The sequence below is a fragment of the Corynebacterium sp. HMSC073D01 genome, from assembly GCF_001815555.1.
Classification (GTDB): Bacteria; Actinomycetota; Actinomycetes; order Mycobacteriales; family Mycobacteriaceae; genus Corynebacterium; species Corynebacterium glucuronolyticum.
Genome location: NZ_KV821079.1, coordinates 406 through 12,359 on the forward strand (window position 1 = coordinate 406; position 11,954 = coordinate 12,359).

10 protein-coding genes, 1 tRNA gene and 2 pseudogenes are annotated in these 11,954 nt (G+C 63.3%); 6 read left to right on the forward strand and 7 right to left on the reverse strand.

Annotated elements, in window-relative coordinates; all coding sequences use genetic code 11:
- Positions 1 to 33: 33 nt before the first annotated feature.
- The 3 genes from HMPREF3044_RS10285 to dcd are packed head-to-tail and all read right to left on the reverse strand — an operon-like array spanning position 34 to position 3,567.
- On the reverse strand, positions 34 to 1,635 hold the full coding sequence (locus HMPREF3044_RS10285; RefSeq protein WP_005393426.1) for an inorganic phosphate transporter: 1,602 nt from the start codon (positions 1,633 to 1,635) through the stop codon (positions 34 to 36).
- 11 nt (positions 1,636 to 1,646) lie between these two features.
- Complete coding sequence (locus HMPREF3044_RS10290; protein ID WP_005393424.1) at positions 1,647 to 2,969, reverse strand: UDP-glucose dehydrogenase family protein; 1,323 nt, start codon at positions 2,967 to 2,969, stop codon at positions 1,647 to 1,649.
- Between the two features lie 34 nt (positions 2,970 to 3,003).
- Positions 3,004 to 3,567 carry a dCTP deaminase gene (gene dcd, locus HMPREF3044_RS10295; protein ID WP_005388416.1) on the reverse strand — a complete coding sequence of 188 codons (564 nt, stop codon included), beginning with the start codon at positions 3,565 to 3,567 and terminating at the stop codon, positions 3,004 to 3,006.
- 33 nt (positions 3,568 to 3,600) lie between these two features.
- On the opposite strand from dcd, the gene HMPREF3044_RS10300 reads away from it, so the two are divergent.
- The 3 genes from HMPREF3044_RS10300 to HMPREF3044_RS10310 all read left to right on the forward strand — a co-directional run bounded on the left by HMPREF3044_RS10300 (position 3,601) and on the right by HMPREF3044_RS10310 (position 6,455).
- Positions 3,601 to 5,121 carry a bifunctional ADP-dependent NAD(P)H-hydrate dehydratase/NAD(P)H-hydrate epimerase gene (locus HMPREF3044_RS10300; protein WP_070741425.1) on the forward strand — a complete coding sequence of 507 codons (1,521 nt, stop codon included), beginning with the start codon at positions 3,601 to 3,603 and terminating at the stop codon, positions 5,119 to 5,121.
- Between the two features lie 65 nt (positions 5,122 to 5,186).
- A tRNA-Gly gene (locus tag HMPREF3044_RS10305) sits at positions 5,187 to 5,257 on the forward strand.
- 118 nt (positions 5,258 to 5,375) lie between these two features.
- Positions 5,376 to 6,455, forward strand: a complete 1,080-nt coding sequence (locus HMPREF3044_RS10310; protein ID WP_070741428.1) for an IS110 family RNA-guided transposase — start codon at positions 5,376 to 5,378, stop codon at positions 6,453 to 6,455.
- Between the two features lie 162 nt (positions 6,456 to 6,617).
- Here HMPREF3044_RS10310 and HMPREF3044_RS10315 read toward each other — a convergent pair whose 3' ends face one another.
- Together HMPREF3044_RS10315 and HMPREF3044_RS10320 are read right to left on the reverse strand one after the other, a co-directional pair.
- Positions 6,618 to 7,469 carry a trypsin-like serine protease gene (locus tag HMPREF3044_RS10315; RefSeq protein WP_049147424.1) on the reverse strand — a complete coding sequence of 284 codons (852 nt, stop codon included), beginning with the start codon at positions 7,467 to 7,469 and terminating at the stop codon, positions 6,618 to 6,620.
- Positions 7,450 to 8,289 (reverse strand): acetyltransferase domain-containing protein, encoded by an 840-nt coding sequence (locus HMPREF3044_RS10320; protein ID WP_049147422.1) that lies wholly within the window; start codon positions 8,287 to 8,289, stop codon positions 7,450 to 7,452. Before HMPREF3044_RS10320 ends, HMPREF3044_RS10315 begins: the two co-directional genes overlap by 20 nt.
- 83 nt (positions 8,290 to 8,372) lie before the next feature.
- Here HMPREF3044_RS10320 and HMPREF3044_RS10325 point away from each other — a divergent pair, with 83 nt between their 5' ends.
- Both HMPREF3044_RS10325 and HMPREF3044_RS10330 read left to right on the forward strand, forming a co-directional pair.
- Positions 8,373 to 9,041 carry a response regulator transcription factor gene (locus tag HMPREF3044_RS10325; RefSeq protein WP_193391061.1) on the forward strand — a complete coding sequence of 223 codons (669 nt, stop codon included), beginning with the start codon at positions 8,373 to 8,375 and terminating at the stop codon, positions 9,039 to 9,041.
- 53 nt (positions 9,042 to 9,094) lie between these two features.
- On the forward strand, positions 9,095 to 10,069 hold the full coding sequence (locus HMPREF3044_RS10330; RefSeq protein WP_230308015.1) for a sensor histidine kinase: 975 nt from the start codon (positions 9,095 to 9,097) through the stop codon (positions 10,067 to 10,069).
- Here HMPREF3044_RS10330 and aac(3)-XI read toward each other — a convergent pair.
- Positions 10,066 to 10,512, reverse strand: a complete 447-nt coding sequence (gene aac(3)-XI, locus HMPREF3044_RS10335) for an aminoglycoside N-acetyltransferase AAC(3)-XI (RefSeq protein ID WP_046095284.1) — start codon at positions 10,510 to 10,512, stop codon at positions 10,066 to 10,068. The two genes, HMPREF3044_RS10330 and aac(3)-XI, sit on opposite strands and share 4 nt — an antisense overlap.
- A gap of 61 nt (positions 10,513 to 10,573) precedes the next feature.
- Positions 10,574 to 11,092 (reverse strand): annotated as a pseudogene (locus HMPREF3044_RS10340) (IS256-like element ISCre1 family transposase); the annotation flags it as partial.
- 162 nt (positions 11,093 to 11,254) lie between these two features.
- Between HMPREF3044_RS10340 and HMPREF3044_RS10345 the strand changes: the two are divergent.
- Positions 11,255 to 11,920 (forward strand): annotated as a pseudogene (locus HMPREF3044_RS10345) (IS256-like element ISCre1 family transposase); the annotation flags it as partial.
- Between the last annotated feature and the right edge of the window lie 34 nt (positions 11,921 to 11,954).

The window sequence follows — 11,954 nt, forward strand, 5'->3', positions numbered from 1 at the left end:
TAACTCAGGCCGGGCCAGAAAAGTTATCCACAACTACATGGCGAAGAAGAACCGGATGATGACGACGGTGACCGCCCCGATGAGAGCGGAGGCGGGGACGGTGATGGCCCAGGCCATGCCGATGGGCTTCATGAGGGACCAGTTGGCGGAGTGGTTGACCACGCCGATGCCGAGGACGGCGCCGATGAGAATGTGCGTCGAGGAGACGGGGAGGCCGAGGAGGGAGGCCGCCATGACGACGGCGGCGGCGGAAAGCTCGGCGGAGAAACCGCTGGCCGGGTGCATCTTGGTGAGGCCGGTGCCGACGGTGTGGATGACGTTGCGGCCGATGAACCAGAGGCCGGAGATGAGGGCCACGCCGGCGGTGAGCATGAGGAATGGGGGGACCTGGGTTTCGGCGACGATGGCGTTGTAGTGGAGGACGTCGATAACAGCGGCGAAGGGGCCGACGGCGTTGGCGATGTCGTTCGAGCCGTGGGAGAAGGCGAAGGCCGCGGCGGTGAAGACCTGCATCCAGGAGAAGATGATGAAGGTGGCCATGTCCAGGGGCTTGCTGGTCAGCTGCTTGGCAAAGACGTGGACGGCGAACCAGGCGGTCACGCCCACCATGATGAGGAGGATGATGGTGGTTGTTGGGGTGAGGCCGAGGCCAATGTTCTTTAGGCCCTTGAGGAGCAGCATGGCCGCGATAATGACGGCGCCGAGGGCCGCGAGGAACGGGGTGCCGTGGATGAGGGCGCGGTGGGAGTTGATCGACTCTGCGCGCTGGTTGATGCGGTAGAGCTCCTGGTAATAGGAGGATTCAAGGTCCTCGAGGCTGTAGTTTTCGCCGGACATCGTGATGGTGTCGCGGGCCATGGCGGCCGTCTGCTCGGCGCGCTCGGCATCGCTCATGTGGGAGAGGGCTTCCTTGTTGCTGCGGCGGCAGTCGTTGCGTTCGGCGCGGATCTGGGAGAGTTTTTCTTCCGCCTGGTCGTTGTAGCGGAGGATGGAGCTCTTGATCGTCTTGAAGAGGAAGTAGGCGCACAAGCCGCCGAGCAGCGGGGAGATGAACCAGCTGAGGACGATCTGCCCGATCTCACCCCACTGCACCATCTGCCACGGGTGGCGGGACGCGCTGGCGACGAAACCCGTGGTGACGGCGGCGCCGACGATGCCGCCGACGATGGAGTGGGTGGTGGATACCGGCCAGCCTTTGAGGGTGGCGAGCAGCAGCCACACGGCGGCCCCCACCAGCGCCGACATCATGATGTAGGCGAAGTCCATGGGGTTCAAGGAGATGCCGTCGAGGTCGACGATGCCGGATTTGACGGTGTCCGTCACCTCCCCGCCGGCGAGCATCGCGCCGCCGATTTCGAAGACAGCGGCGATGAGCAGTGCCTGTTTGAGGGAGAGCGTTCCTGCACCGACGGAGGTACCGAACGAGTTTGCCACGTCATTACCACCGATGTTGAAGGCCATGAAGGAGCCGAACAGGATGGTGAGAATGAGGATGGGAAAGTGGGAGTTGATCCCAACGACTCCGATTGCCCAGAAGGTAAAGGAGATGACTGTTGCGGTAAGCAGAATCGCGAATACGAGATGGAGAACTTTATCTGTTCCCTTCCCTGTTCGCGGCTTTGAGGTGACGGCCATACCTCCTATTGTCACTCACCGCATCCCAAAGCTTTCACTTGCCACCCCTTTTCGCACCAATCAGAGGTATGTAATACATTTCGGGCATCCAACATGACGCGCCGATTCACCAGGTCACCGGCCTTTTCCGGATCAAGCTGGCGGAACTCGTCCCACTCTGTAGCAAGTATGGTGAGGTCTGCCCCCGACAACGCATCATTAACGTTTTGTGCGTAGTCGAGCGTGGGGAAAACCCTCGCCGCATTGTCCATGGCCTCTGGGTCGTAGACGGTCACGTTGGCGCCCTTGAGGGAGAGGGAACCGGCGACCGAGAGGGCGGGTGAGTCGCGGACATCGTCCGAGTTGGGCTTGAACGCAGCTCCCAGAACGGTGATGTTTTTGCCCAGCAACGAGCCGTCGCAAAGCAACTTGGAGAGCTCAACCACGTGCTCACGGCGACGCATGTTGATGGAGTCCACCTCACGGAGGAACGAGAGGGCTTCCGACGCGCCGAGCTCACCGGCCCGGGCCATGAAGGCGCGGATGTCTTTGGGCAGGCACCCGCCGCCGAAGCCGAGGCCGGCGCGGAGGAACTTCTTGCCGATGCGGTCGTCGTAGCCGATGGCCTCGGCGAGCTTCACCACATCGGCGCCGGTGACCTCGCAGATCTCGCTGACCGCGTTGATGAAGGAGATTTTGGTGGCGAGGAACGAGTTGGCGGAGACTTTGACCAGCTCCGCGGTGGGCAGGTTGGTGACAATGAGGGGTGTACCTTGCGAGAGGGGTTGCGCGTAGATCTCGCGGGCCACGTCGATCGCGGGCGAATCGGGCGAGGCGGTGCCGAGCACGATGCGATCGGGGCTGATCGTGTCTGTGACGGCGAAGCCCTCGCGGAGGAACTCGGGGTTCCAGACGATCTCCACGTGGGTGCCCTCGGGGGCGAGGCGATCGGCGCGGGCCTGCAGGTCGGCGGCGGTGCCGACGGGGACGGTGGATTTGCCGAAGATGATGTGGGCTCCGCGGAGCAAAGGTACAAGCGTGTCGATGGCGGCGTGGACGTAGGTGAGGTCGGCGGCGTAGGAGCCGTGCATTTGCGGGGTGCCGACGCCGAGGAAGTGGACGTGTGCGAAGTTGGCGGCCTCCTCGTAGGAGGTGGTAAACGAGAGACGGCCGGAGGAGACAGTGCGGGTGAGGATCTCCGGGAGCCCCGGCTCGAAAAACGGCACTTGCCCGGAGGCAAGCGCCGCGATTTTGGATTCGTCAACGTCAACGCCACAGACCTCGTGGCCGAGTTCGGCCATGCAGGCGGCGTGCGTCGCACCGAGGTACCCAGTTCCAATCACTGTCATTTTCATGAACACTGAGTGTAGGTGGGTTCGCCCCGGCCCGCTACTGGAAATTCAAATACGCCCGAGAGGGGGTAGGACCGCGCTGCCCCTGGTACTTGCTGCCCAGCTTGCCGGAACCGTAGGGGATCTCCGCCGGGGAGGTCAGGTTGAAGATGGCGAGCTGGCCGACTTTCATGCCCGGCCACAGGGTGATGGGCAGGTTGGAGACGTTGGACAGCTCGAGGGTGATGCAGCCGTCGAAACCCGGGTCGATGAAACCGGCGGTGGAGTGCGTGAGCAGCCCCAGGCGGCCGAGCGAGGACTTGCCCTCCAGCCGCGCGGCGATCGTGTTGGAGAGGGTGAAGCGCTCAAGGGTAGAGCCGAGCACGAACTCGCCGGGGTGGAGGACGAACGGGTCGCCTTCGGGGACCTCTACCAGCGTGGTCAGCTCGTCCTGGCGCAGCTTCGGGTCGATGTGGGTGTACTTCGAGTTGTTGAAGACGCGGAAGAAGCTGTCCATGCGGCAGTCCACGCTGGAGGGCTGGACGAGCGCCGGGTCGTACGGGTCGATGCCCAGGGTGCCGTCCTCGATGGCACGTTTAATATCGCGGTCTGAAAGTAGCACGCCTTCAGTGTAGTTGGTGGCTAGAGTGGGGGCATGATGATTCCCCGCAAGGCGTATCCGGCCGCTACCATCCGCGAGTGCGAGGCCCCCCTCCTCGTCGCCCAAGAGTTCGACGATCAGCTCATGCTGGAGGCCGCCGCAGCCGTGGCTCACGTGGCAGAGGCGATGCTGCAGGGGACGGACAAACGGGTGTTGCTCGTGGTGGGGACGGGGGGCAACGGCGGCGACGCGCTGTACGCCGGGCAGATGCTCATCGAGAACGGCGCCGATGTCACGGCCGTCATCCCCGGCACGCCACACACGCGGGCGCTCGAGCAGTTCACCGGCGAGGTGTTCCGCTACCCCGACGATCTCGACCCCGAGTTTGATTTGCTTATCGACGGCGTAGCTGGGCTGGGTGCTGGCCGACCGCTCGCGCCCGCAGTGCACGAGTTGTTCCTCCGCTGCGACTGCCCCGTGCTCGCCGTCGACGTCCCCAGTGGCGTGAACGCCGACACGGGTGAGGCGGCCGAGAGGTGCGTGGTTGCAGAAATCACGGTCACTTTCGGGGGCTTGCGTCTCGCGCACGCGCTCGCACCGGAGTGCGGCACCGTGTTCGTAGCGGACATCGGCGAGACGATCGACGACGAAGACACGCTTGGGGAGTATCTTGAGTACTCCGGCGAGGAGGAACTGGAAACCTTCCTCGCCGTCAACACACACCTCGAGATGCAGGGCGTGCCAGCGCTCCCGCCGATGCCGCACACCATGGTGCAGCGGTTTGAGCCGCAGATCCACGACAACAAGTACACCAACGGGGTGCTCGCCATCCTGGCGGGCAGCGCCCAGTACCCCGGCGCGGGAATCCTGTGCACGGGGGCGGCACTCAACACGCACTCGGGGCTCACCTATTACGTCGGTGCGGGGGAACCGATACTTCGGCACTATCCGGAAGTGGTGGTGCGGGAGAGCGTCGACAAGCTAAAGAAAGTTGATGCGGCGGTGATTGGGCCGGGGCGCGGCGAGTGTGCAGAGGAGCTGGCGCAGGTGTTGGCGCTGGACGTGCCCGTGGTGGTGGATGCCGACGCGTTGACGGCGCTGGGGTCTTCCGACCTGCTGAAACAGGCGGTGCGGAAGCGGACGGCGACCACGATCCTGACGCCGCACGAGGGCGAGTTTGCCCGGCTCAGCGACGCGACGGGAACCGCGGCGGAACGGGCGCGGGCGCTCGCCGAGGATCTGCGGTGCACCGTGGTGTTGAAGGGGCGAATCACCGCAGTGGCCGAGTGGTCGGACGGCGACGTGTTCGTGGCGACCGTCAACGCCGGCTGCAGCTGGGGCGCCGTGCCCGGATCGGGTGATGTCCTCGCGGGTATCATCGGCGCGTCGCTGGCGGCCGTGCACGCGCAGTACCCCGGCGCGCCACGGGAGCTTTTCACCCCGCTAGGACCTGTGTGCCTGCATGCGTTGGCCGCGTACCTCTCGGCGCGGACGCCCGCGGGGCCGGCGCCGACGCGCGCGTCCAAGATCGTCGACGCGATCAGCCTGGCCATTGCGTTGCAGCTCCAGGGGTAGCGACCCCCGAGTTTGGTAGCCGCGTGCGCCGGTGGTAGGCTAAAACGCACTGCTTTGCAGTGCCTGCCGATGTAATTCAATGGTAGAATGTCAGCTTCCCAAGCTGAATACGCGGGTTCGATTCCCGTCATCGGCTCCGTGTGATCAGTCGGGACATAGTTGACACTATCAGTCGCGACATGGTTGACAGGTGACGCCGTGAGGCGAGAACAGTTTCTCGCTTTGCGGCGTTACTTGTTTTTTCTGTTTTTTCGTTGTCGGGTGTTCTCGCCGATGACGCTTCGGTTCTTGTCATTGTCGATCAACCCAACAACATCGGCCGGTTAACCGTCGCAGTCGCCCAAGACATGGGGGCCGACGTTCGCTATCTACCGGGGCTTGCGATGCGGCAGCTCTCTCGCATCCACGTCGGCAACTCCAAGACCGATGTGCGCGACGCCTACGTCATCGCCCATGCCGGTCTTAAACTTCCGGATGCCTTGCGCAGCGTCGACCGCGTTGAGGAAGTCTTTATCCAGCTGAAAGTGCTCAACGGTATTGACGAAGATCTCGCCCGGGCCTACACACGCCTGATTAACCAGATGCGATCCGCGCTCGTGGGAACCTATCCTGCATTCGAACATGTTCTGCGCGGACAGGTGATTCATCGCAAGTGGATCCTCCACCTACTTGCGAAATACGGTGGCCCCACCAAGATTCGACGCGTCGGTAGAGCACGTCTGGCAGCCTTTGCGCGCAGTCACAGGGCGCGCAATCCTGAGCCTGTCATCGATGCCATGCTTGCTGCCATCCACGGGCAGACCGTGTCCATTGCCGGGGCAGAATACGCCGAACTTGGCGTAGCAATGTCCGCCAAAGATGCATTGGCCAAACTCGAGCATCGTAAAGAAATCGAGGCACAGGTACTCAAGCTCATCCAGGACATTCCTCACACCGAGATTCTTTTATCCATGCCCGGCATCGGTCCGCGTAGCGCCGCGCAGATCCTCATGACCGTTGGCGATATGTCCGACTTCCCCGATGCAGCGCACCTAGCGTCCTATGCAGGCCTATCACCGCGGACGAATCAGTCGGGAACGTCCATCATGTCGAATTCGCCCAACCGGGCTGGCAACAAAAAATTAAAGAACGCCCTATGGCAATCGTCTTTTGCATCGATCAGATTCCACGAGCGTTCCCGACAATTCTATGAACGAAAACGCAAAGAAGGCAAAAGACACAACGCCGCAGTTGTCGCACTCGCACGCCGACGCCTAAACGTTCTCTTCGCCATGATGCGTAGCGGCGAGCTCTACCGAGACATCTCCACAGTCCAAGAGGTCACAGCAGCTTAGAACCAACAGCTCCCATCCAAGCCGATTGAGCAGCAAGCCCAATCGGCTCCTCGAGATGCCCGAAAACAACATTCACACGGCGAAGCAGAAGCCCTTCATACCCCCAACAACCTCACCCACGGAGTTGACAACCTATATAGGAACACCCCCTCAACACAAAGCCTAGTTGGAGCGGCGGCGCAGCAGCACCAGGAACCCAGCAACGACGAGGGCCAAAACGCCCAGGCCGATCGCGACGTTGCGCCAGGAAGCCGATGGCTCAGCCTCAGCTTCCGGAGAAGCGTCCGCGGAAGAATCCGCACCCTCACCACCGACGACGCCTCGGATCCACTCGGCCTGCTCGGCAACCGGCGCCACCGCGACGGCGGCATTAGAGGTCATTTCCTCCTCCGTCGGGTTGTCCGGGTCCTCGAAGAGTCCAGCCGACATGATGCCGGCGACCTTGCCGTCGGCGAAGATAGCGCCGCCGGAGTCGCCCGGCTGGATACGGGCGCCGTTCTTGAGGGCGACCTCGAGGGCGGTTGGGGCGTCGAAAAGGGCGAGCGGGGAATCGCCGCGGACCTCGGCCTCGGCGGAGGGCAGCTCGGTGGAGCCTCCCGAGCCGTCGGAGGACCAGCCGTAGATGTTCACAGCGCCGGCGGGGACCTCGTCTGCAACCTCGGCGAACGTATCTAGCTGCATTTCCTCTTCGGTGTGGAGCAGGGCGATGTCGCCGCGCGGGGCAACCTCGTGGCGGTCCACCTTGTAGACGCGCTGGTCGTCTCCCTGGCCGGTGCGCACCGAGCCGCCCGGCTTGGCGGCGGCCTCGACGCAGTGGCGGGCGGTGATGACCCAGTGGGGGTCGATGGCGGTGCCGGTGCAGACGCCGTCGTCGGGATCGGAGTCGTCGACACGCACGGAGACCACGGGCTTGGCTTCGTCGACGTCGCCGGCGAAGGTGGTGCTTTCCATCGCCCATGCGGGCTGGGCGACGAGGGCGCCTGCGACGGCGAGGCTAGCTGCGAGCTTTTTCACGATTGTTCTCCTTCACTACCGCGGTGATGCGGCGAATTACAGTTTCAAGCGGCCCGCGCTGAAATATCGCGAGCCATACGTAAGCGATCACGATGGCGCCGCCCACGGTCACCCAAACGTTGAGCCACTCGGCGGTGAGCACGTGGATGCAGTACAGAGTCAGCGGCATCCGGCCCAGCGGGGCGAGCCATCCGAGCCAGCGTTGCGCCAGGCAGCACAGGGCGCAGATGCTTATCGACGCCCCCACGCTGCCCACAACGTCCATGAGTCCTCCGGTGTGGCCGGTGGCGTCGAGAAGCGGTGGCAACGGTGTGGTCCAGCGCAGCGCCACATCCAGGGCGAACAGCGCCCCGCCGACCACGAGGCCGGGCCACAACGGCATGTAGCGTTTGAACAGGATGCCGGCGATCATGAGCGTGGCCCACATCATGGGCGGGTACGGCCAGGACGACGGCGCGAGCACCGCCGAGCCAAAAGTGAGGGCGCACGCGAGCCACAGCAACAGTGGTGTGTCCCAGCGTGGCGCCCAGGCGAGCAGCGCCATGCAGACCCCGATGGTGCCGAGCACCACCACGATCGACCCCGAAAATGGGGCGAGCGCGAAGTGCAGGGCGATCAGAAGGATGCCGCGCACGATGAACTCGGCGGGCTGGGCGCGCATGTACCCCATTGAGACACCGGCGATGAAGGCGAACAGTGCGGCCGGGAAGCCGAACAGCACCTGTGCAGTGATGCCCTCTTGGACGGTGAGGTGCGCGACCATCATGGCGACGAGTGCCACCGCGCGGGCGGCGTCGATTCCTACGTTTCGGGTCTGCATGGCTGTGGAAGTTACGCAGCCAGATGTTGCGGTGACGTTAACGTGGGCGCAACACCCCCGCCGATACGATCGGGCTCATGACAATTCGGGTACTTGTGATCGACGACGAAGCCTATCTCGCCGACGCCATCGCCACCGCACTCAACAACGCAAACATGCAGGCTAGTGCCGTGTATGACGGCTTGGAGGCGCGTTCGCGTATCGACGACACCCGCCCCGACGTCGTCGTGCTCGACCGGGACCTGCCGGGGTTGCATGGTGATGAGGTGTGCAGGTGGGTCGTCGATACGCATCCCGCGACCCGGGTGATCATGCTGACCGCGTCCGGCTCCCTGGACGACAGGCTGGAAGGCTTCGGGCTCGGCGCCGACGATTATCTGCCCAAACCGTTCGAGGTGCCGGAGTTAATCGCGCGGGTTAATGCGTTGGCGAAGCGCAACGCCCCGGCGCGCGGCGAGGTGTATCGCTGCGGGGATGTGCGCCTAGACACCTTTCGGCGCGAGGTCACCCGTGGTGGCGAGACGGTGCCACTGAGCCCGAAGGAGTTCGCTGTGCTCGAGGTACTCATGGAGGCCGACGGCGGGGTGATCTCTGCCGAGGACCTGCTCGCGGAGGCGTGGGACGAAAACGCGGACCCGTTCACCAACTCCCCGCGCGTGACGGTGTCGCACCTGCGCAAGAAGCTAGGCGAACCGCGCATCGTGCACACCGTGGCCGGCGCCGGCTACTACGTGGCGGAGGAGGAACGATGAGGCTGAGTTTGCGGGCCCGCATTACGGTGATGTTCGTGGCCACGGTGCTTGGGATGGGGTTGGCTCTGATCGGGCTGGTGTATGCCTACCTGAAGCTCACCCCGGTGCCGGTAACGGCCACCTTCCCCACGGTGGAGGACGGTGTCATCATCGACGGTGCCGTGCCGATCACCAGCGAGATCCTGCGCCGCGTCCTCCTCGCCTCCCTGTCGGTACTTGCCCTGTTGACCCTGCTTGCGGGTGTGATCGGCTGGTTCGTGGCAGGCCTGGTGATCAAACCTCTTCGCGACATTGCCGACGACGCCGCCTCCGTCACCCGCGGCGACCTCTCAGCCCGCATCACCCACCATGGTCCCGACGACGAGGTCGGCGAACTCGCAGACGCGCTCAACGTCATGCTCGACGAATTGGCGGGCGCAGTGGAGCGCCAGCGCCGGTTCGCCTCCAACGCCTCCCATGAGTTGAAGACTCCGATCGCAACCATCCAGACCATGGCAGACGTGGCCCTGACCGGCGACGACGGCGGGCTGCGTCCCACGCTAACCCGCGTGCGCGAGGTCAACGCCCGCAGCGCCGACACCGTCGCCGCCCTACTCCAGCTGGCCAACGTGGACGTGCGCGACCGGCAGCGCCTCGACCTGGCAGAACTGTGCCGCGAGGTGTGCGCCGACCGCAACGTCCCCGCCGACGCCGTGCCCGTGACCGTGGACGCCTCCCCCACCCTGACCCGCCAGGCGGTGGACAACCTGGTGCGCAACGCACTCACCCACGGCAACAACCCCGCGCTCACCCTGCGCAAGGTGGGCAACTTCGCTGAGGTCACCGTGGAATCCGGCGGCGAGACCTACTCCGCGGCCGAGGTTGCAACCTGGACCGAACCATTCGCGCGCGCCGAACGCACCGCAGGTGCCGGCCACGGGCTCGGGCTGGCACTCGTCGATGCGATCGCGAACGCCCATGGCGGATCCCTGGTGCTTGCGCCGCGGGCCGGTGGTGGGCTCGTCGCAAAGCTATCGCTTCCGGCCTAAAGCTCCCGGATGTAGAGCAGCATGCGGGAGCCTTGCTCGATGTTGGTCAGGCCGTGGCGTTCGTAAAAGCGGCGCGCATCGGTGTCTACCTCGTCGACGTTGATTTGTAATTCGCCGGCGCTGTGCTTGCGGATCTCCTCGAAGACCCGCTGCAGCAGCGCCGTGCCGACCCCGCGATTGCGGTGGGCAGGTGCGACGTAGAGCTCGTCGAGCATCGCCACCGGCCCGTCGTAATACGGGCTCGGGCGCAGGGTGACGTAGGCGAAACCAATATCGCCGGCGAGGAGAACGAAGGCGTCGTCGTGTGCGATGATCTGCGCAAACCGCTCCTCAAGGCCTTCGGGAACCGGGGTATCAAACTCTGTGTTGAAATCGCGCAATAGCTTTGCGACGACCCCCGCGTCCGCTACCTCCGCGACCCTGATCTCGTTGGTTGTAGTCATATGCGCACACCTTAACGGGTTAAGCGACAAAATGTGTGTCTGCTATCGGCGTGTCGCGGGGTTAGATGTGGCCTTTTTGGATGCCGATTGAGTGTGTGTACTCGGTATCGATACCGTTGTCGTAGAGGGCTGGTTGTCCTGTTTCATAGTCGGCTTGGTTCTCGTTTCGGGTCAGGGTTGTAACTTTGGCGAGTTGGTTCTGGCCCCAGTTGGACTGTCTGGCGATTTCTATTGGATCGCCAGGCAGTTCCGTTTTCAGATACAGCCACCAATCCAGCATTTTGCGTTGGTGCTCACCGCGTCTGCCGCGATGAGTTCTTGCAAGGAGCTTCAGCTGGGCGTTGATGCCGCCTTCAAGACTGTTGGTGGTGGATTTGATCCGGTGCGGCTCGAGCACACCTTTCGGGGGCTTGAGGTAGACAAACAGCAGGTCATTGCGCCACAGGTGGTTGAGACTGTTGTAGGCCTTGCGCACGTTGACATGGGTCCACACGAGTGTGTCTTTTGCTGTTTTCGGGTCTTTGACCTGTGTCTTTTCGTTGAGCCAATCCTTGTAGAGCGTGTGAAACTCTTGCAGTTGTGGGTTAAGCGACAAAATGTGTGTCCGGAATCGTTGATTTTCATGCTCTGAACTCCGCGTTTGCGGAAAATATATGCTCCAAAAGCATATATTGGCCCTCTCTTGCGAAAATCCCCGGTGTGGCTGCCATGGTGTGCTACGGAGCGGTGGTTCGGTTGCCCAATGCCAAAGAACCGACCACGCTGCCATTGTGGCGGCGATATGAAACGAAACGGCACCACCAGCAACGGGACGACCCGGTGGCGGTGCAAAATCTGCGGTGCTTCACTGACCAAGCAGCGCAGCGATATCACCAACGCAGCCCTATTTCGTGCGTTCATCCAGCACCTGACCGCCGGGACCAGTCTTGCGGCGATCGCCGGCAACATGAGCTGCTCGACACGTACGCTGCAGCGCAAATTCGATGCCTTTTGGCTGGTTGACGTGCCTGACCCGACCATCGGCCATACAGGCAGGGTCTACGACCAGATCTTCATCGACGGCACCTACACCGCAGGTGGCTGTCTGATCGTGGCGGCAACGCTCGACCACGTCATCGCCTGGCACTGGTGCAAACAAGAAACCACACACGACTACAAGCGCCTGCTCGAGCGCATCGAAGCACCGTTGATCGCTGTGATCGACGGTGGCCGAGGAGCCACAAGCGCAATTAAAACGTGCTGGCCAAACACCAAAATCCAACGCTGCCTCGTGCACGCCCAACGCAGAGTACGCCGCTACACCACCTCACGACCACGCACTGATGCTGGCCGCACCATCTACCGACTCGCGCTGAAACTGACCCGGATCACCACCCTGGACGAGGCTGCACAATGGGGTGCACAACTGCGGATTTGGTTGGGTTGGTAGCGGCGGCCGGTGT